This is a genomic window from Hydrogenophaga luteola (assembly GCF_042648585.1).
GTDB lineage: Bacteria > Pseudomonadota > Gammaproteobacteria > Burkholderiales > Burkholderiaceae_C > Hydrogenophaga > Hydrogenophaga luteola.
Genome location: NZ_JBHRXX010000002.1, coordinates 688,553 through 706,501 on the forward strand (window position 1 = coordinate 688,553; position 17,949 = coordinate 706,501).

At 67.9% G+C, this 17,949-nt stretch carries 16 protein-coding genes; 6 read left to right on the forward strand and 10 right to left on the reverse strand.

Annotation, left to right across the window (positions count from 1 at the left end):
* Nucleotides 1-8 precede the first annotated feature (8 nt).
* On the reverse strand, nt 9-1,958 hold the full coding sequence (gene mutL, locus ACFOPI_RS07095) for a DNA mismatch repair endonuclease MutL (RefSeq protein WP_382172441.1): 1,950 nt from the start codon (nt 1,956-1,958) through the stop codon (nt 9-11).
* Nucleotides 1,959-1,996: 38 nt separating this feature from the next.
* Between mutL and ACFOPI_RS07100 the strand changes: the two genes are divergently transcribed.
* Entirely contained in the window at nt 1,997-2,662 is a 666-nt protein-coding gene (locus ACFOPI_RS07100) for a DedA family protein (protein ID WP_382172443.1), read from the forward strand.
* Here the strand turns inward: ACFOPI_RS07100 and ACFOPI_RS07105 are convergent, their stop codons facing one another.
* Together ACFOPI_RS07105 and tsaE are read right to left on the reverse strand one after the other, a co-directional pair.
* Nucleotides 2,663-4,060, reverse strand: a complete 1,398-nt coding sequence (locus ACFOPI_RS07105; protein WP_382172445.1) for an N-acetylmuramoyl-L-alanine amidase — start codon at nt 4,058-4,060, stop codon at nt 2,663-2,665.
* Nucleotides 4,057-4,620, reverse strand: a complete 564-nt coding sequence (gene tsaE, locus ACFOPI_RS07110) for a tRNA (adenosine(37)-N6)-threonylcarbamoyltransferase complex ATPase subunit type 1 TsaE (RefSeq protein ID WP_382173079.1) — start codon at nt 4,618-4,620, stop codon at nt 4,057-4,059. Before tsaE ends, ACFOPI_RS07105 begins: the two co-directional genes overlap by 4 nt.
* On the opposite strand from tsaE, the gene queG reads away from it, so the two are divergent.
* Both queG and ACFOPI_RS07120 read left to right on the forward strand, forming a co-directional pair.
* A complete protein-coding gene (gene queG / locus ACFOPI_RS07115) occupies nt 4,603-5,691 on the forward strand; it encodes a tRNA epoxyqueuosine(34) reductase QueG (protein WP_382172446.1) in 1,089 nt (362 codons plus the stop codon). The genes tsaE and queG overlap by 18 nt on opposite strands.
* A 69-nt stretch (nt 5,692-5,760) precedes the next feature.
* Nucleotides 5,761-6,228 carry a DUF2798 domain-containing protein gene (locus ACFOPI_RS07120; RefSeq protein ID WP_382172447.1) on the forward strand — a complete coding sequence of 156 codons (468 nt, stop codon included), beginning with the start codon at nt 5,761-5,763 and terminating at the stop codon, nt 6,226-6,228.
* On the opposite strand, the gene ACFOPI_RS07125 is transcribed toward ACFOPI_RS07120, so the two are convergent.
* The 3 genes from ACFOPI_RS07125 to ACFOPI_RS07135 are packed head-to-tail and all read right to left on the reverse strand — an operon-like array spanning nt 6,158 to nt 11,091.
* Entirely contained in the window at nt 6,158-6,610 is a 453-nt protein-coding gene (locus ACFOPI_RS07125; RefSeq protein ID WP_382172448.1) for a hypothetical protein, read from the reverse strand. The two genes, ACFOPI_RS07120 and ACFOPI_RS07125, sit on opposite strands and share 71 nt — an antisense overlap.
* Before the next feature lie 24 nt (nt 6,611-6,634).
* Nucleotides 6,635-6,934, reverse strand: coding sequence for a hypothetical protein (locus ACFOPI_RS07130; protein WP_382172449.1), 300 nt, complete (start codon nt 6,932-6,934; stop codon nt 6,635-6,637).
* A 2-nt stretch (nt 6,935-6,936) separates the two neighbouring features.
* A complete protein-coding gene (locus ACFOPI_RS07135) occupies nt 6,937-11,091 on the reverse strand; it encodes an RHS repeat-associated core domain-containing protein (RefSeq protein ID WP_382172451.1) in 4,155 nt (1,384 codons plus the stop codon).
* A gap of 582 nt (nt 11,092-11,673) precedes the next feature.
* Here ACFOPI_RS07135 and ACFOPI_RS07140 point away from each other — a divergent pair.
* The 3 genes from ACFOPI_RS07140 to ACFOPI_RS07150 are packed head-to-tail and all read left to right on the forward strand — an operon-like array spanning nt 11,674 to nt 14,189.
* Nucleotides 11,674-12,492: an MlaE family ABC transporter permease gene (locus tag ACFOPI_RS07140; protein WP_382172453.1), complete on the forward strand. Its 819-nt coding sequence runs from the start codon at nt 11,674-11,676 to the stop codon at nt 12,490-12,492.
* Nucleotides 12,493-12,522: 30 nt separating this feature from the next.
* Nucleotides 12,523-13,545, forward strand: a complete 1,023-nt coding sequence (locus ACFOPI_RS07145) for an MlaD family protein (protein WP_382173081.1) — start codon at nt 12,523-12,525, stop codon at nt 13,543-13,545.
* Nucleotides 13,542-14,189 (forward strand): hypothetical protein, encoded by a 648-nt coding sequence (locus ACFOPI_RS07150; RefSeq protein ID WP_382172455.1) that lies wholly within the window; start codon nt 13,542-13,544, stop codon nt 14,187-14,189. The genes ACFOPI_RS07145 and ACFOPI_RS07150 overlap by 4 nt, the downstream gene beginning before the upstream one ends.
* A gap of 22 nt (nt 14,190-14,211) precedes the next feature.
* On the opposite strand, the gene dgoD is transcribed toward ACFOPI_RS07150, so the two are convergent.
* The 4 genes from dgoD to ACFOPI_RS07170 are packed head-to-tail and all read right to left on the reverse strand — an operon-like array spanning nt 14,212 to nt 17,949.
* Nucleotides 14,212-15,360, reverse strand: a complete 1,149-nt coding sequence (gene dgoD, locus ACFOPI_RS07155) for a galactonate dehydratase (protein ID WP_382172457.1) — start codon at nt 15,358-15,360, stop codon at nt 14,212-14,214.
* 15 nt (nt 15,361-15,375) lie between these two features.
* Complete coding sequence (locus tag ACFOPI_RS07160; RefSeq protein WP_382172459.1) at nt 15,376-16,020, reverse strand: 2-dehydro-3-deoxy-6-phosphogalactonate aldolase; 645 nt, start codon at nt 16,018-16,020, stop codon at nt 15,376-15,378.
* Nucleotides 16,017-17,015 carry a 2-dehydro-3-deoxygalactonokinase gene (locus ACFOPI_RS07165; protein ID WP_382172461.1) on the reverse strand — a complete coding sequence of 333 codons (999 nt, stop codon included), beginning with the start codon at nt 17,013-17,015 and terminating at the stop codon, nt 16,017-16,019. Before ACFOPI_RS07165 ends, ACFOPI_RS07160 begins: the two co-directional genes overlap by 4 nt.
* Nucleotide 17,016: 1 nt before the next feature.
* Nucleotides 17,017-17,949, reverse strand: coding sequence for a dihydrodipicolinate synthase family protein (locus tag ACFOPI_RS07170; protein ID WP_382172462.1), 933 nt, complete (start codon nt 17,947-17,949; stop codon nt 17,017-17,019).

The following is a 17,949-nucleotide window of genomic DNA, read 5'->3' on the forward strand; positions in this document are numbered from 1 at the left end:
GTGCGAGGTCAGCGCCCGCGCAGGAACAGCGCGTCCAGGTCCTTCATGCCCAGCTGGCGCCAGGTGGGCCGGCCGTGGTTGCACTGGTCGCTGCGTTCGGTCACTTCCATCTGGCGCAGCAGGGCGTTCATCTCGTCCAGCGTCAGGCGGCGGTTGGCGCGCACCGCGCCGTGGCAGGCCATGGTGGCCAGCAGCTCGTTGCGGGCGCGCTGCACCACGGTGCTGGCGTCGTGCTGGCTCAGTTCGGCCAGCACGCTGCGGGCCAGTTCCACCGGGTCGCCGGCCGCCAGGGTGGTGGGCACGGCGCGCACCGCCAGGGTCTTGGGCGAGAAGGGCACGATCTCCAGGCCCAACTGGGCCAGCACCTCGGCCGCGGTCTCGGCGGTGGCGACCTCGTCGGGCGTGGCAGCGAAGGTGGCCGGGATCAGCAGCGGCTGGCTGCTGATCTGGTGCGCGTCCAGCTGCTGTTTGAGGCGCTCGTAGACGATGCGCTCGTGCGCAGCGTGCATGTCCACCACCACCAGGCCTTGTGCGTTTTCGGCCAGGATGTAGACGCCGTGCAGCTGGGCGACGGCGCGGCCGAGCGGCCATTCGCCGTCGGGCAGCGGGGCCGACGCTTCCAGCGCGGGCTGGGCAGGTGTGAACACAGGTTCCGCGCGGCGGATGTCCGGCGCGTCCAGCGGCGCCGCGATCCGCTCCGACGGGCGCCAGAGCGCCTCCAGGTCGCTCACGCGCTGGCCGACCTGTGGCGTGTCGGGTCGCCAGGGCAGGGGTTGCTGGCGCGGCACCGGGCTGAGGAAGGCTGAGGCTGGCGCTTCGGTCGGGGGCGCTGACAGTGGCGTGGCAGTGACGGGCAGCGTCTGCGCCGACCGCGGCGCGGCCAGCGCACCTTCCACGGCGTGGCGCACGGCCTGGTGCACCTCGCGGCTGTCGCGAAAGCGCACCTCGATCTTGGTCGGGTGCACGTTCACGTCCACCCGGGTCGGGTCGATGCTCACGTACAGCGCGTAGACCGGCTGGCGGTGGCCGTGCAGCACGTCTTCATAGGCACTGCGCGCAGCGTGGGTGATGACCTTGTCGCGCACGAAGCGGCCGTTGACGTAGGCGAACTGCCAGTCGGCGCGCGAGCGGGCCGCGTCGGGCACGCCGGCAAAGCCCCAGACCCGCAGGCGCTGCTGGCCGCCGGCGGTGGCGGCTTCGCCGGGCACGTCGTCGACCGGCCAGTTCACCGCCACTGCCTGTTCGATGAACTCCTCGCCCAGCACGTCGGCCAGGCGGCGGCGCAGCGCGTCCAGCAGGTGCTCGCCACCGGCCAGGTCGGGCGCCACCGCGCGCCACTGGGCCACCAGTTTGCCGTCGTGCCAGATGGCGAAGCCCACCTCCGGCCGGGCCAGCGCGTGGCGGCGCACGGCTTCGAAGCAGTGGGCCAGCTCGGTGCTTTCGGACTTGAGGAACTTGCGCCGCGCCGGCGTGGCGAAAAACAGCTCGCGCACTTCCACCGTGGTGCCGCGGGCGCGGGCGGTGGGCTGCAGCTCGCCGCTGCGGCCGTCGAGCAGCCAGCCATGCGACGCGCCTTCGTCGGTGCGGGTGAGCACGGATACCTCGGCGATGGAGCAGATGGCGGCCAGCGCCTCGCCGCGAAAACCCATGGTGTCCACGGCTTCCAGGTCGTTCAGGCTGGCGATCTTGCTGGTGGCGTGGCGCTTGAGAGCGGTGGGCAGTTCCTCGCGCAGGATGCCGATGCCGTCGTCCTCCACGCTGATGAGGCGCACGCCGCCGGCCTGCAGCCGCACGGTGATCTGGGTGGCCCCGGCGTCCAGCGCGTTGTCCACCAGTTCGCGCACCACCGAGGCGGGGCGTTCGACCACCTCGCCAGCCGCGATCTGGCTGATCAGCTCGTCGGGCAGTTCACAGATGGGGCGGCGGAGGGCGGGGTGGGCTGCGTTCACCCAGGGCATTCTAGGCGGGGGGCAGCGCCCGGGGATAATCGCGGGCTATGGATTTCGCCCTCTACCTGATCGACTTCATCCTGCACGTGGACAAACACCTGCAGGCCTTCGTACAAGCCTACGGCGCCTGGGTCTACGCCCTGCTGTTCCTCATCATCTTTGTCGAGACCGGCCTGGTGGTCATGCCCTTTCTGCCGGGCGACTCGCTGCTGTTCATCGTCGGTGCGCTGTGTGGCGCCGGGCTGATGGACTGGTCGATCGCGGCGGGGCTGATGCTGGCTGCCGCCATCCTGGGCGACCAGACCAACTACAGCATCGGGCGCTACTTCGGCCCCAAGGTGTTCCAGTGGGAGAACTCGCGTTTCTTCAACAAGAACGCTTTCAACCAGGCGCACAACTTCTACGAGCGTTATGGCGGCGTGACCATCATCATTGCGCGCTTCATGCCCTTCATCCGCACCTTCGCGCCCTTCGTGGCGGGCGTGGCAGAGATGACGCGCAGCAAGTTCACCGCCTACAACGTGATCGGCGCGGTCATCTGGGTGATCGGCCTGACGGCGGCCGGCTATTTCTTCGGCAACCTGCCCTGGGTGCAGGCCAACCTGTCCAAGATCATCTGGGCGCTGATCTTCGTGCCGGGCCTGATCGCCATCTTCGGCGGCTGGCGGGCGGCCAAGGCCGAGAAGGCCCGGGCCGCGGCGGGGCAGGCCTGATCAGGCCTGCTGCTTGCGTGCCAGCGGCGGGTTCGCCGCGAAGTACTTGACGATGCCCTTGAGCAGGGCGTCGGCCAGCTGGTTCTGGTAGGCCTCGCTGCGCAGCCGGGATTCTTCGTCGGGGTTGCTGATGAAAGCCGTTTCCACCAGCACGCTGGGGATGTCCGGCGCCTTGAGCACCGCAAAGCCGGCCTGCTCGACGCGCGGCTTGTGCAGCTTGCCGACCCGGCCCACCTCGGCCAGCATCGCGCCGCCGAGCTTGAGGCTGTCCTTGATCTGGGCCGTGGTGCTCATGTCCAGCAGGGTGCGGGCCACGGTCGCGTCCTTGGATTTGACGTTGATGCCGCCCACCAGGTCGGCGGCGTTTTCCTTGTTGGCCATCCAGCGCGCGGCCGCGCTGCTGGCGCCCTTGGTGCTGAGCGCAAAGATGCTCGCGCCCTGCGGCCGGGGCGACATGAAGGCGTCGGCGTGGATGCTGATGAACAGGTCGGCGCGGACCCGCTGCGCCTTTTTCACCCGTGTGCCCAGGGGCACGAAGAAGTCGGCGTCGCGCGTCATGTAGGCGCGCATCGGGTTGCCGTTGACCGTGGTGTCGTTGATGCGTTCGCGCAGCTTCTTGGCCACCTGCAGCACCACGTCCTTTTCCTGCGTGCCACCGGGACCGATGGCGCCCGGATCTTCGCCACCATGGCCCGGGTCGAGCGCCACGATGATCAGGCGTTCGGTCTTTTTGCCGGGGGTGGTCTTCGGGTCACCGGCTGGGGCGGGCTTGCCCGTGGAGGCCCCGGGGGTCTTGGGCGGTGCCGGCTTCTCGTGGCGGGCGATCAGGTCGCCCAGCGGGTCGTCCGCCTGCGTGTCTGGCATGTCCCGCAGCTCGGCACCCAGCAGGTCGGCGGCGCGCCGGGCCGATTCGTCGACCGAGGCCGTGTGCTGGCGGATCAGTTCCTCGAAGGGGTCGACCGTCTGCACCGGGTAGAGGTCGAGCACCAGCCGGTGACCGTAGGCCGCGACCGGTTCGAGGTTGAACACCTGGGGCTTGATTGGTTTTTTCAGGTCGACCGTCAGGCGTGCGACGTTGGCGCTGACCGGCGCCACGCGGATCGCCGCGATGTTCGGGTCGTCGCTCTGCAGCTTGCCGACCAGCTCGCGCATCCCTTCGATGAGGTCGATGCCCTCGATGTCGACCACCAGGCGCGACGCTTGGTCGACCGTGGTCTTCTGTGCCTTGAGTTCGCCGTCGGACTCGATGGTCACGCGGGTGTAGTCCTGCGCCGGCCAGATGCGCACCGCCACCACGCGGCCAGCGTGTGCCAGGTGCGGCGCGCCGATCAGCAGCACCAGCGCGCCGGCCTGCAGCAGGCGGCGGCGGTCTGGTTGGTGTGGATGCGTCTGGGTCATGCGTTGTTCAGGGCGGCCAGCAGGCGCCGGCCGGTGTCGGTGAAGGCCTGCATCGTCACCTGGCGCGGGCCGTCGGTGAACTCGGTATCGTCACCGGGTGTGTCTTCCGGACCGATGGTCAGGGCCGCGTCGACCGCTCCCATCAGGCCCGCGGCGCGCTCGGGCCATTCGACCAGCTTGAGGCCAGGGCTCGCAAACAGTTCCCGAAAGCCCGCATCTTCCCACTCGCGCGGGTCGCCGAAGCGGTAGAAGTCGAAGTGCCAGGCGGACAGGGCTCCGTGGGGTCCGGCCTCGGCGCGGTGCGGCTCGACCACCGCGTAGGTGGGGCTCTTGATGCGGCCCTGCACGCCCAGCGCGCGCAGCAGGTGGCGCACGAAGGTGGTCTTGCCCGCGCCCAGGTCGCCCGCCAGCGTGAGGGTGGCGTTGGTGATGGCCGGGCTCGCGGCCAGCCGCTGCGCGAAGTGGGCGGTGCCCGCTTCGTCCGGCCAGCGGCCTTCCCAGCGCGTGCCGTCGGGGGAGGGCGTTCCTACAATGCGCGGACGATGCGATCCGGATTCGATGCTGCTCAACTGCTCACTCAGGTACAGGCCTGGGGCCGGGAACTGGGATTCTCCCAAATCGGGGTGGCCGGCATTGACCTTTCAGACGCCGAACCCGGCCTTTCGGCCTGGCTGGCGGCCGGATTTCACGGCGACATGGACTACATGGCACGCCACGGCATGAAGCGAGCACGCCCCGCCGAGCTGGTGCCGGGCACCGTGAGCGTGATCACCGCGCGCATGGACTACCTGCCACGGAACACACCCGAGGGCTGGACGGTACAGGAACTGGCCCGCCTGCAGCGCCCGGGCGAGGCCATCGTCTCGGTCTACGCCCGGGGGCGGGATTACCACAAGGTGCTGCGCAGCCGCCTGCAGCAGCTGGCCGACCGCATCGGCCACGCTGTCGGCCCGCTGGGCCACCGCGTGTTCACCGACTCCGCGCCCGTGCTCGAAGCCGAACTCGCCCGCCGCAGCGGCCAGGGCTGGCGCGGCAAACACACGCTGATCCTCAGCCGCGAGGGCGGCTCGATGGCGTTCCTGGGCGAGATCTACATCGACCTCGCCCTGCCGCCCACCGAAGCGGTCAGCGAGCACTGCGGCTCCTGCAGCGCCTGCATGGCCGCCTGCCCCACACAGGCCATCGTGGCCCCTTACCGGCTCGACGCACGCCGTTGCATCTCTTACCTCACCATCGAACACGAAGGGCCGATTCCGGAAGACCTGCGCCCGCTGATCGGCAACCGCATCTACGGCTGCGACGACTGCCAGCTGGTCTGCCCCTGGAACAAGTTCGCCCAGCGCAGCCCGCTGCCCGACTTCGACCCGCGCGAAGGGTTGACCGGCGCCACGCTGACCGAGCTGTTCGGCTGGAGCGAAGACGAGTTCCTGCGCCGTACCGAGGGCAGCCCGATCCGGCGCATCGGGCATGCGCGCTGGCTGCGGAACATCGCGGTGGCGATGGGGAATGCGCTGGGCCGCAACGACGATCCTGCACTGCGGGCAGTCCTGTCCGGCCGGCAGTCCCATCCAGACGCCACGGTCCGCGAAGCCGTGGTCTGGGCACTTGGGCGGGACGCGCCGGCGGGCTGAGCCCCATATTTGTTGATGAAGTCAACCTTGTGGCAAAATGGTTGACACTATCAACATGAAACCACAGCCATGACTCCGTTTCGCAGATTCCAGGCCTTGTACCCCGTCTTCCTCATCTCCATCACCATCGCCCTGTGCATCACCGGTCTGGTGACCTGGCTGCAGACCGGCACCGGCGGCGACTTCGTGCAACGCTGGCTCAAGGCCGCCGCCATGGCCGTGGTGGTCATGCTGCCGATGGGCAGCCTGGTCATGGTGCAGGTGGGGCGCATCGTCAGCCGCTGGTGGGGCCACCACAGCGAACTGCGGCAGCGCATCGTGTTCGCGCTGCTCATGGGCCTGTCGATGGAAGCGCTGGCCACCGGCATGGCCACCGGCGCCAACCTGGGCCTGAGTGTGGAGGCCCTGACCCAGTGGGCCCACGCCTACGTGCGCGCCCTGCCGCTGGGCCTGTGCATCGGCCTGTTCATGGCATTTGTGGTGCGGCCCTGGCTGCAGGCGCGGATGCTGCGGTTTGGGATGGGGCCGAAGGAGTGAAGGTAGAGCTCACCACGGTGATGCTGGCGGCATCGGTCTGGCGGTTGCTGTAGCTCTGCACACCATTGGTGAAACTCATGGAAGCGCCGTTGGCGGCGATGGTGCCGCCGGTGCGGTTGGCGTTGTTGTCGTAGGTGTAGGTGTGGCCCCACTGGAACACCGGTGATGCGCCCACGGCCTGGAAGCTGGTGAGCTGGCCCAGGGCGTTGTAGAGGGCGTTGAAGGGCACCTCTTCCTCCACCCAGCCGCCCGCGCCGTCGGACTTCACCAGCGTCTGCGTGACCGAGCCGATGCGGCCGGTGGTCTCGGGGGCGAAGTTGGCGAAATCGTTGTGCTGCCATTTGTGTGTGACATCACCGGAACAGCCATAACTTCTTTGCACAAGTTTTCAGTCTTTCGCCTTCACTTACTCTTCAAAATACCTTTCACCATTCGGCCAAAGGACCGTCAGATTTTTTGGGAGTCCAAGAAGTAGGGATTCCTGGAACTGAATTGCTAGTGATAGCGCGCTGAGGGGGTCGATTCCGCGAATGTCGGCCAATCTGCCGTGATAACCGTATAGTGCTATTGGGCAGGCTGCCTCAAAATTTATTTCAGTCCAATAAGGGGTTCCAATTGCCACTGTTAATTGACTTTTTTTGCCGGAATTTTCATCATGCAAAAGTAATTCTCTTTCGACTATGCTGGAAAATTTTTCATGCTTCATTCTTAGCATCCCTTCTTGAGGCATTCAGCGTATACATTTGCAGCTCGGGAGTAGCAAGCTTCACGAGCCTTTAGTGTGGTGCTAGTCATTTTGCACACCTCGACTTGTGCGATATATGCCGCATAGCATTTGTCACGGCTTTCTTTGTCTGCATCAGGCGTTCCATTTGGTCGACTTGGAGGGAATGTGGGCCAGCTATGTCCTGGTTTTGGAGACCACGAAGGCATCCAATTAGGCCAAGTTATCCCGTCCCAATTCCATGTCGGTAAGAGCGGACTTGGTTTGAACAAGTCTGGCACAGGCGTGTAACCCGGACTTTCGCTTGGACTCCCAGGCGGAGTTACTGGAGGAGCAGGGACAGGAACCGGAATGACTGGTTGCAACCCGTTCGAATCCACAAACCCCAGCGGATCCCCCCCCACATACCCAAACCGATTCCACCCGCCTTCGAGCCCAATCGGATCAGCCTTCGTATACCGCCCCACCCGAGGCTCGTAGAACCGGTGCCAGTTGTAGAACAGCTCGTTGCCATCGTCAATCTGGCCGGGGTAGCGCAGGGCGAAGCTGAGCGGGGCTTGCCCGGCGGCGGGTGTCGCTTGTGGGGCGATCTCGCCAAAGCCGCTGTAGGGCCACTGCCAGCGGGTCTGGCCGCTGGCATCCGACAGGCGCCGAGGCGTGTTCAGATGATCCGCATGCACCGCGTAGTGCACGCCGTCGATGACGGCCGCAATGGGCAACGGCCCAGAGGCGGTGGGCAGCCAGATGTGTTCGGTGGTGGACTGCTGGGAGGTGGCCAGGCGGCGCGTGGTCTGCGACAGCAGCGTGAAGCCCTCCAGCCCGTAAGAAAACACGCTCTGCTCCAGATCGTTCTCACGCAGGAAGCGCTGGCCCCAGCCGTTGTAGCGGCTGGTGGTGGTCTGCAGGCCCGAGCAGTTCACACCGCCGGGGCAGGGCGGAACGCCCGTGGCTTGGGACAGGCGCCCGGCCGTGTCGTAGGCCAGCGTCTTGCCCAGCAGACTGGTGATGTCGCCGGCGGCATTGGAGGTGACGGTGATGCCGGCGGCATCGGTCTGGCGGTTGCTGTAGCTCTGCACCCCGTTGGTGAAGCTCATGGAAGCGCCGTTGGCGGTGATGGTGCCGCCGGTGCGGTTGGCGTTGTTGTCGTAGGTGTAGGTGTGGCCCCACTGGAAGACGGGCGAAGCGCCGGTGGCGGTGAAGCTGGTGAGCTGGCCCAGGGCGTTGTAGAGGGCGGTGAAAGGCACGGACTCTTCCACCCAGCCGCCCGAGCCGTTGGAGCGCAGCAGCTTCTGGGTGAGCGCGGTCACGCGGCCGGTGGCGTCCGGGGTGAAGCTGGCGAACTCGGTGGCGGTCAGCTGCCCGGCGGTGTTGTACTGGCGCGAGGCCGGCAGCCTGAACCCGGAGGACTGGCCAAAGGCCCAGGACCAGGACAGGGGCTGGCCCAGGGCGTTGTACTGCAGGTTCTCGATCAGCGGCTGGCCGTTCCACAGCAGACCCGAGAGGCGGCCGCTGGCGCTGTACTGGTGCGTGAGCACGGAGCCGCTGGGGTAGGTGATGGAGGCCAGCTCACCCTGGCCCGCGCCGCTGGCGACGTGAGAGAAGGCGGTGGTCTGGACAGTGGTGAGGTAGGCGATGGCGCTGGAGAGCGTCTGCGTCTGGCGCGTCAGGCGACCGAAGGAATCCCACTGGTACTGGGTGGTGGCCAGGGTGAACAGGCCGTTGGGGCCGTCCTGCTGGTCGACCATCTCGCACAGGCGGCCGATGGCGGCGCTGGGGTGGCCCGGGGCGTCGCAGGCGGTGCCTGCGAGGTCGTAGCGCAGCGTGGTGGTCAGGGTCTTGCCGCCGCTGGCGGTGTGGGTGATCAGCGTGGGGCGTCCCAGGGCGTCGCGGGTGATGGCGCTGGCGCGGCCCATGGCGTCCACGATGCGGCTGGGCAGGCCCAGGGCGTCGTAAGTAGACGTGGTGGTGCCGGCGTCGGCCGTGGCTTCGGTGCGAGCGTTGCCCTGCACATCCCGGGTGTAGTTGGTGATGATGTATTTGAAGTCCACCACCTGGGTGACCGCGTCCTGCGCGTTGTAGGTGATGGTGGCGGCGCGGCTGGTGGCGTCGGTGACACGGTTGATGCGGTCCAGACCGTCGCGGCCATAAGTGGTGGTCTTGCTCAGCGCGTCGGTGACCGAGGCCAGTCGGCCATTGGCGTCCTGGGTGTAGGTCTCGGTGACGCCGGAACCCCAGGTCTCGCTCTGCACACGGTTGAGCGCGCTGATGGTGCGGCGGATCTGCAGGGCCAGCGCCCCGCCGCTGTTGCGCACCTGTTCGTCGGTGGCGTTGCCGGCGGGGTCCAGTGTGTAGGTGGCGCTCTGACCGCGGTTGTCGCTCCAGCCGGTGTTGCGCAGCGCGGCGTCGTAGTGGTAGGTGATGGTGTGCCCGCTGGGCAGCGCCGCGCTCCTGATCTGGCCGTCGACCGTGTAGGTGTAGGCCGTGGCCAGGTGCACACCACCGGCCGAGAGCGTGGATGTGGCCAGCCAGCCGCGCGGTGTGTAGGTCATGCGCCGGACCAGGCCATCGGGTTCGTTGATCTGCGACACCAGCCCGGCCGGGCTGTAGGCGTAGGTGGTGACCTGACCCAGGGCATTGGTCATGCGCACCAGCTGCCCATGGCTGTTGTAGGCAAAGGTGGTGACCGAGCCACGTGGGTCGGTCTCAGTCGCCATCAACCCCTGGGCGTTGTAGGTCCAGGTCCAGACTTCATTGACCGGCGTGCCGGTGGTGGCGGTGACGGTCTTCTGCAGCAGGTTGCCCTTGTCGTCGTAGGCGAAGGTGGTGCGCTTGCCCCCGGTTTCGTCGATCTGGGTGGGCAGGCGGAAGGTCGGGTGCCAGGCGATGGTTCGGGTGCGGGTCTGGCTGCCTTCAGAGATGCTGGTCGGGAGCCGGCGGGTGTAGTCGTAGCCCCACGAGGTGCTCGAATTTCTGAAGGTGGTTTCGCTGGTGATCAGCCCGTCGCTGCTGGTGCCCCGGTTTTTCACTGCATGTGCTTCCGGGTCCATGGGCGGGTGGCTGGCAGCGCTGACCACCAACTGTTTTCCTGCGATCCGATAGCCGTAGTTGCGCACGGTGCCCAGTGGGTCGATCACGTTGACCGAGTTGTAGGCACCGGTCTGCGCGGTGAGCGTGCTGGCGCTGTAGTCCATCAGGAACCGGTCGGCGCCGTTGGCTCTGGTGGTTTCCACCGCGCGTCCCCGTTCGTCGTACCGGTAGGTTGCGATGCGTTGGCCGTTCTTGCTGTAGCCCGTGAGCCACAGGGGGTTGTTGCTGTCTTCGTGGTGAAGCCGTTGTACCGCCCCATCTGGCAGGGTGATGGTGCCGAGGCGGTTGTCGGTTTCGTACTGGTAGGTCGTCACACCGACCACTTGACCGGTGGGGGACAGCTGCGTGACCGACACCAGTTCGCCGGTCGTGGAATAGGCGAAACCGAAAGCATGCCCGAAGTGGTTCGTCACTTTGATGGGGCGTGGTTCTCTGGGAGGGCTGTTGGGGTCCACCTCGAAGCGGGTGGCCCAGCCGTTGCGGTGCTGTATCTGCTGCAGGTAGGCCGTGTAACCCAGGCCAGGGTTGATTTCTTCGGCCGGTGCTAGTGCAAAGACATATTTGTCGTCCGAGTCCGCCGGTTGATAGACGAACAGGCTGGTTTGGGTGGTGGGACCCGGGGTCAAGGGGTATAGCCGGTCCTTGTGCCCGCCCATCGGTATCCAGCCGTCGGCGCTGCTGCTGCTGGGGGCAAAGACACGGTACTTTCCATCGCCCAAGCGGACGTTGGCCCAGCCCAGCCAGTAGGGTCGGGCATAGCCTTGGTAAACGGATTGGTTGAAGTGCAGACGGGACACGAGGTTGATGGACCAGCCTTTGCCGACGATGGAATGGCTGGGTTCGGTGTAGGCAGTGAAGGCGGACATGCCTGATGAGCCGCCGCCGCTGGAGCCGCTGCCCATAGAGACTGTGGTGCCGCTGTCGAGAGTCCTGAGGGTGGCAGTGCTGGCGCCGACTCGGCTGCTGCGGTAGGTGCGAACGAGCGGAATGCTGTGCGGCTCCGGCAGCGCCATGTCTTGCTCTTGCCGCAGCTTTTCTGCGGTGGCGGGCATGATGGGATTGCCCATGCCGGAGCCGTCTTGAGGGGGCTTCTTGCACTGACAGGCACCGTCTTCGCAAGGCGGGTCTGGCGGTATGACCGCGTATCCGCACTTCTTGATGGGGTTCAGCCCGTATGTGACAGTCACTTGCTCCAGGGTTCCTCCGGACTGGCATTCCTGGCGGCGTACCCATTGTTCGCAAATGAAGGAATCAGTCCCGCTCACCGGCACAAGCTTGCCCCAATAGACATTGGTGTATGTGCCGTTGGCCTGGCAGTTCTGGACCGTCTGCTCTTTGGCTACCTGCGCGCAGAGATTGCCTGGAGAGCCTCCCGTTACGACCGAGTTCACGTATCCGGTGCTGGCCGGCCCCATTTGCCATCCGACAGTTTCACAGACATAGGGGTCGTCCGCAAAAACAGGCCAATGGCCAAGGCAGATGCCTACGAACAAAAGAAATTGCCTGAACGACTTCAAAGCCTTCATGTGTCCTCCCTGTGGGCGTTTGTCTTGGGGCGAGATCGTACAGTTGTTTCTGATTGCAACCCGCGCGCCGGGGCTGTCGCCTGGGTGTCGAGGGCTATCATCCTTCGCATGTCCGGCTCACCGCTCGTTCCCCCCGTCCTGGACCGCTCGCTCGGCGCCTGGGGCCGGCGCATCCGGGCCTCTTGGGCGGCATGGTGGCACGTGCTGCTGCTGGGTGCGCAGGTGCTGGTGCTGGCCATGACGCCGTCGAGCTACGCCCAGGGCGCGCAGCGCAGCGCGGTGCTGCGCCACCTCTACCGCGCCTCGGCGCCGCTGCTGACCGGCTTCCTCACGCTGTCGGCGCTGCTGAGCCTGGTGCTGATCCGCATCGTGGTCGCCACCGCCTACAGCTATGGCCTGTCGCAGTACGCGCTGGAGGTGCTGGTGCGCACCCTGGTGCTGGAGATCATTCCGCTGTACGCGGCGATGTTCGTGGCGCTGCGCCACACCATGCCCGAGGGCCAGCGCATCCGCAAGCTGCTGTCGCAGCAGCACCGCCAGGGCATGACGCACGACCAGCAGACCCTGCTGCGCAACGAGCTGCTGCCGCGCGCGCTGGCGGGCATTTTTTCGGTGCTGCTCTTGGCGGCGGTGAGCAGCGTGATCGCGCTGGTGCTCACCTATTTCAATGTCTATGGTTTCTCGCACTGGGCGCTGCCGGCCTACACCCTCGCGGTCGGTCAGGTGTTCACGCCGGCCGTGGTGCTCATCTTCAGCCTCAAGACCCTGTTCTTCAGCCTGTCCGTGGCCATCGTGCCGCTGGCCGCCAGCGCGCGGCGCGACGAGACGGGTGGCTTCGGCCGCCTGAGCGACATCTCCGAGTTCGCGCGCCTGCTCTCGGTGCTGCTGCTGGTCGAGGTGACCTCGCTGCTGGGCAACTACTACTGATTCATGGACCCATTCGTGAACCGTTCACCGATGACCCCTGCCGACGCCCCGCCCCCACTGGACCCCGTGCCGCCGCCGGTGAAGAACCTGGAACTCAAGGCGGCGCTGCTGCTGGTCTTCCTGCTGCTGCTGGTGGTGGGCTCGGCGCTGTACGTGGCCTACGCGCGCGGCGCCTTCGAGCGCACCCAGCGGCTGGTGCTGGTGGCGCCCGATTCGGAAGGGGTGTCGGTGGGCATGAACATCACCTTCGCCGGCTTTGCCATCGGCCGCGTCGGACGCATCGAGCTGGCCGAGGACGGCAATGTGCACATCCTGGTGGACGTGCCGGTGAAGGATGCGAAGTGGCTGCGCAGCTCCAGCATCTTCACCATGGAGAAGGCGCTGGTGGGCGGTACCAAGATCAAGGCCTACAGCGGCGTGCTGACCGATCCGCCGCTGGAAGACGGTGCGGTGCGCCAGGTGCTCAGCGGCGATGCGGCGGCCGAGATCCCGGGCATCGTGGCCTCGGTCAAGGAACTGGTCGGCAACCTCAACGCGCTGACGGCCGCCGACGCGCCGCTGCCGCAGAGCCTGGTGCACCTGCAGGGCACGGCGGCGAAGCTCAACGGACCGCAGGGGGCGATGGGCGCGCTGTTCGGCAATGAGGCCGATGCAAAGAAGGTGGTCGAAGCCATCGACCGTGCCAACAAGCTGCTGGCCCGGGTTGACCAGCTCACCGGCCGGCTGGACAGCCTGGTGGCCAACGCCGACCGCCAGGTGTTCGGCCAGGGCGCCGGGCCGGGTGGCACCGCGCAGGGCGGGCTGGTGCAGGACGCGCGCGGCACGGTGAAACAGCTCGACGGTCTGCTGGCGGACGCCCGCACCAGCCTGCAGAAGGTGGACAAGCTGCTGGTGGACGCCCAGGCCATCACGGCCAACACCCGCGAGGCCACCACCGACCTGCACCTGCTGCGCGCCGAGGTCGACGCCAGCCTGCGCAAGGTGGAGTCGCTGATCAACGAGGTCAACCGCCTGTGGCCGCTCAAGCGCGACGCCGAGATCCAGCTCAAATGAACATCACACCCCGAAGCGCCCTGTGGCTCTGCTGTGCCGCACTGTTGTCTGCCTGCAGCAGCACGCCGCCACCGCCCGACTGGCAGATGAACGCCAAGAGCAGCGCCGAGCGCGCGGCCGAGGCCTGGCTCAGCGGCAACAGCAAGGTGGAAGAGGTGGAGTTCCTGCGCGCGCGCAGCGAGGTGGCGCGCACCGCGCAGCCGGCGCTGCTGGCGCGGCTGGAACTCACACGCTGCGCCACCCGCGTGGCGGCGCTGATATTCGAGCCCTGCGCGGGTTACGAGGCGCTGGCACCCGACGCGGCGCCGGCCGAGCAGGCCTATGCGCGCTACCTGGCTGGCCAGGCGACGGCGGCCGATGCGGCGCTGCTGCCGCCCGCGCACCGCGCTCTGGTGGGCACCGCGCCAGCCAGCCTGGGGGGCATTGAGGACCCGTTGTCGCGACTGATCGCGGCCGGGGTGCTGCTGCGCCGTGGCGTGGCCACGCCGACGGTGGTGGCGGAGGCGGTGGAGACTGCCTCGCAGCGCGGCTGGCGCCGGCCGGTGCTGGCCTGGCTGGGCGTGCAGCAGCGGCAGGCCCAGGCCGCCGGCGCGGCGGACGAGGCGGCGCGCATCCAGCGGCGCATCCAGCTGCTGGCGCCCTGAGCGCCGGCCCGCGCAGCGGCCCTCACCACTCAGCGAAGCTGCCGTCCTTGTGACGCCAGACCGGGTTGCGCCAGCGGTGGCCTTCGGCCGCGCGTTCGCGCACATAGGCCTCGTTGACCTCGATGCCCAGTCCCGGGCCGGAGGGGATCGTGACCATGCCGTCCTCGTAGGCGAACACCTCCGGGTTGCTCACGTAGTCCAGCAGGTCGTTGGCCGCGTTGTAGTGGATGCCCAGGCTTTGCTCCTGGATGAAGGCGTTGTAGCAGCCGGCGTCGATCTGCAGGTTGGCCGCCAGCGCGATGGGGCCCAGCGGGCAGTGCAGCGCCAGTGCCACGTCGTAGGCCTCGGCCATGGCCGCGATCTTGCGCGTTTCGGTGATGCCGCCCGCGTGCGAGGGATCGGGCTGGATGATGTCCACATAGCCCTCGGACAGGATGCGCTTGAAGTCCCAGCGCGAGTACAGCCGCTCGCCCAGAGCGATGGGCATGGTGGCCGCGTGGGCCAGCTCCTTGAGCGCCTCGTGGTGTTCGCTGAGCACCGGTTCCTCGACAAACATCAGCTTGTACGGTTCCAGCTCGCGCAGCAGCACCTTGGCCATGGGCTTGTGCACCCGGCCGTGGAAGTCCACGCCGATGCCCACGTTCGGCCCCACGGCGTCGCGCACGGCGGCCACGTTGGCCAGGCAGCGCTCCACCTTGTCGTGGCTGTCGATGAACTGCAGCTCCTCGGTGCCGTTCATCTTGACGGCGGTGAAGCCGCGCGCCACGGCGGCCTGGGCCGCGGCGGCGGTGTCGCTGGGCCGGTCGCCGCCGATCCAGCTGTAGACGCGGATGCGGTCGCGCACCTGGCCGCCGAGCAGGTCCGAGACGCTGACGCCCAGCGCCTTGCCCTTGATGTCCCACAGCGCCTGGTCGATACCGGCCAGTGCGCTCATGTGGATACCGCCGCCGCGGTAGAAGCCGGCGCGGTACATCACGGTCCAGTGGTCTTCGATCTGGCGCGGGTCCTTGCCAATCAGGTAGTCGGCCAGCTCGTCGACCATGGCGGCCACGGTGTGGGCGCGGCCTTCGAGCACCGGCTCGCCCCAGCCGACGATGCCCTCGTCGGTCTCGATCTTGAGGAAGCACCAGCGCGGCGGAACGATGAAGGTGGTGAGGCGGGTGATTTTCATGAGGGATGTGCGGAATCAGGCGGGGGCGCGGGCTTGCTGCCAGGCCTGGACGAAGGCGGTGGCCCGCTGCGCCACGGTGGCGGCGCCGTCGCTGGCCCGGTACAGCGCGCTGCCAAGCCCGAAGCCGGAGGCGCCGGCCGCGAGGTAGGCGCCCAGGCTGTCGGGCGTGACGCCGCCGACCGGCACGATGGCCACCGGCGGCGTGAGCACCGCGCGCCAGGCCTTCAGGCCCACCGGGCCGAGGGTCTCGGCCGGGAACATCTTGAGCACATCGGCGCCCGCGGCGAGTGCGGCAAAGGCTTCGGTCGGTGTCGCGACCCCAGGTGCGCAGGCCAGGCCCTGGGCCTTGGCGGCACGGATCACCGCCGGGTCGCTGTGCGGCATGACGACCAGCTGGCCGCCGGCTTCAGCGATCTGCGCACAGGCTTCGGGCTGCAGCACCGTGCCGGCGCCCACCAGGGTGTCGTCGGGGAGAGAGTCGCGCAGGATGCGGATGCTCTGCAGTGGATCGGGCGAATTCAGCGGCACCTCGATCAGGCGGATGCCGGCGCCGTGCAGGGCCCGGCCGATGCCGCGCGCCTCGTTGGGCCGCAGCCCGCGCAGGATGGCGATCAGCCCGTGGGTGGACAGGGTCTGGCGGAACAGGGAAGAGAGGTTCATGCGCAACGGCGGACAGGGGAGGGGACGGCCAGGCCGGCGGCCTGCGCGATGCGCCACAGGCCCAGCGGTGTGACACCGGATCGGATCTCGGGTTCCGCCAGACCCTGCGCTTCCAGGGCCGTCGCGTAGCGCACACACAGCATCGGCTCGCCGCACAGCACCACGGGGATACCGTCCCGCAACCCGGGCGCCAGCGCCGCCACCTCGTGCCCGATGAGCAGGCCCGAGAGGTAGTCGGGCTGGGCGCCGCCGGTCAGCTGACCCGTCAGGCCCAGGGTGCGCACGCTGAACACCGTGGACAGCACGCCCAGCGCGCCCAGCGGCGAGCGCGCCACGCGCAGGCCGCGCGCGAAGGCGGGCTCGTCGTGCGGTGAGCCCGCCACCATGGTGCGACCCAGGATGGTGTGCTGCGACAGCGCGGCGTAGACCTCGCCGGTCATGAAGGTCTCGAAGCGAACGACGGCGCTGTCCTCGACCCAGGCCCACTTGGTGTGGGTGCCGGGCAGCCCGATCAGCAGGCATGGCGGCGTGCGACCTTCGTCGGCCAGGCTCTGCAGCACGCCGGCGATCTGGGTCTCTTCGCCGCGCATCACGTTGGGCAGTTCGCCGGATTGCAGCAGGCCCGGCACCACATGCAAAGGCTCGCCGCCGGGGCGTGCGATCACGGTCATGGCCGTGGCCAGTTCGCTGGCGCGGGCCGGCAGGGGCTGGTAGCGCGCTTCGCGCCAGCCCTGGGCGCTGCCCACCATGCCGCAGGCGATGAGCGGCGTGTCCGGATGGGCCGCGAGCCAGTCGCCGCACAGTGCCTGCAGCGCGGCCTCGAAGGCTTCTGCGGGCGTGTGAATCGCCGGCCCGGCGGGCAGGTTCATCACGCCGTGCTCGCTGCGGCGGGTGGCCAACACCTGACCGCCCGGGCCCAGGGCGTAGGCGCGCAGCGAGCTGGTGCCCCAGTCGAGGGCGAACAGCTTGGGGGTTCCGGCCAGCGCGGCGTGCATGTCACTTGCCCCAGCGGAGAACCAGGGGGTCGAGACGCTTGGCGATGTCGATCAGGCCGCGCCGCACCTCGGGGTGCATGGCCGGGAAGGGGTGGCGCCCGGCCTCGCAGGCGATCACGCCGCCTTCCTTCATCAGCGCCTTGGCGGTGAGGATGCCACCCTGGCGGTTCTCGTGGTTGATCAGCGGCAGCCAGCGCTGGTAGAGCGCGAAGGCCTGGTCCATGTCGCCCTGGCGGTGCGCCTCGAGGATGGGGCGGATGCCGTCGGGAAACCCGCCGCCGGTCATGGCGCCGGTGGCACCCGCGTCGAGGTCGGCCAGCAGCGTGATGGCCTCTTCGCCGTCCCACGGCCCTTCGATCGCGTCGCCGCCGAGGCGGATCAGCTCACGCAGCTTGCTCGCCGCGCCCGGCACCTCGATCTTGAAATAGGCCAGATGTTCGATCTCCTGCGCCATGCGGGCCAGAAACGGCGCGGAAAGCACTGTGCCGCTGGCGGGTGCGTCCTGCACCATGATCGGGATGCCGATGGCGTCGGACACGCGGGCGTAGAACTCGAAAATCTGCGCCTCGGGCACGCGGAAGGTGGCGCCGTGGTAGGGCGGCATGACCATCACCATGGCCGCGCCCATATCCTGCGCGCGCCGGCTGCGCGCCGCGCAGACCGAGGTGCCGTAGTGCGTGGTGGTCACGATCACCGGCACGCGGCCGGCCACGTGTTCCAGGCAGGTGCGCGTGAGGACTTCGCGTTCGTCGTCCGAGAGCGAGAACTGCTCGGAGAAGTTGGCCAGGATGCACAGGCCGTCGACGCCGGCGTCGATCATGAAATCGAGGCAGCGCTTCTGGCTGTCCAGGTCAAGCTCGCCGGTTTCGGTGAAGGTGGTGGGCACCACCGGGAAGATGCCGCGGTAGCGCGGCGCACGGGCGGAAGCGGTCAT

Coding starts and splice junctions, on each gene's coding strand:
- ACFOPI_RS07165 (WP_382172461.1), bottom strand. CDS start 17,015: ATGCACGCCGCGCTGGCCGGAACCCCCAAGCTGTTCGCCCTCGACTGG.
- dgoD (WP_382172457.1), bottom strand. CDS start 15,360: ATGAAAATCACCCGCCTCACCACCTTCATCGTTCCGCCGCGCTGGTGC.
- mutL (WP_382172441.1), bottom strand. CDS start 1,958: ATGCCCTGGGTGAACGCAGCCCACCCCGCCCTCCGCCGCCCCATCTGT.
- ACFOPI_RS07160 (WP_382172459.1), bottom strand. CDS start 16,020: ATGAACCTCTCTTCCCTGTTCCGCCAGACCCTGTCCACCCACGGGCTG.
- ACFOPI_RS07135 (WP_382172451.1), bottom strand. CDS start 11,091: ATGCCCGCCACCGCAGAAAAGCTGCGGCAAGAGCAAGACATGGCGCTG.
- ACFOPI_RS07100 (WP_382172443.1), top strand. CDS start 1,997: ATGGATTTCGCCCTCTACCTGATCGACTTCATCCTGCACGTGGACAAA.
- ACFOPI_RS07120 (WP_382172447.1), top strand. CDS start 5,761: ATGACTCCGTTTCGCAGATTCCAGGCCTTGTACCCCGTCTTCCTCATC.
- ACFOPI_RS07140 (WP_382172453.1), top strand. CDS start 11,674: ATGTCCGGCTCACCGCTCGTTCCCCCCGTCCTGGACCGCTCGCTCGGC.
- ACFOPI_RS07145 (WP_382173081.1), top strand. CDS start 12,523: ATGACCCCTGCCGACGCCCCGCCCCCACTGGACCCCGTGCCGCCGCCG.
- ACFOPI_RS07130 (WP_382172449.1), bottom strand. CDS start 6,934: ATGAAGCATGAAAAATTTTCCAGCATAGTCGAAAGAGAATTACTTTTG.
- ACFOPI_RS07105 (WP_382172445.1), bottom strand. CDS start 4,060: ATGACCCAGACGCATCCACACCAACCAGACCGCCGCCGCCTGCTGCAG.
- ACFOPI_RS07170 (WP_382172462.1), bottom strand. CDS start 17,949: ATGACCGCTTCCGCCCGTGCGCCGCGCTACCGCGGCATCTTCCCGGTG.
- ACFOPI_RS07150 (WP_382172455.1), top strand. CDS start 13,542: ATGAACATCACACCCCGAAGCGCCCTGTGGCTCTGCTGTGCCGCACTG.
- queG (WP_382172446.1), top strand. CDS start 4,603: ATGCGATCCGGATTCGATGCTGCTCAACTGCTCACTCAGGTACAGGCC.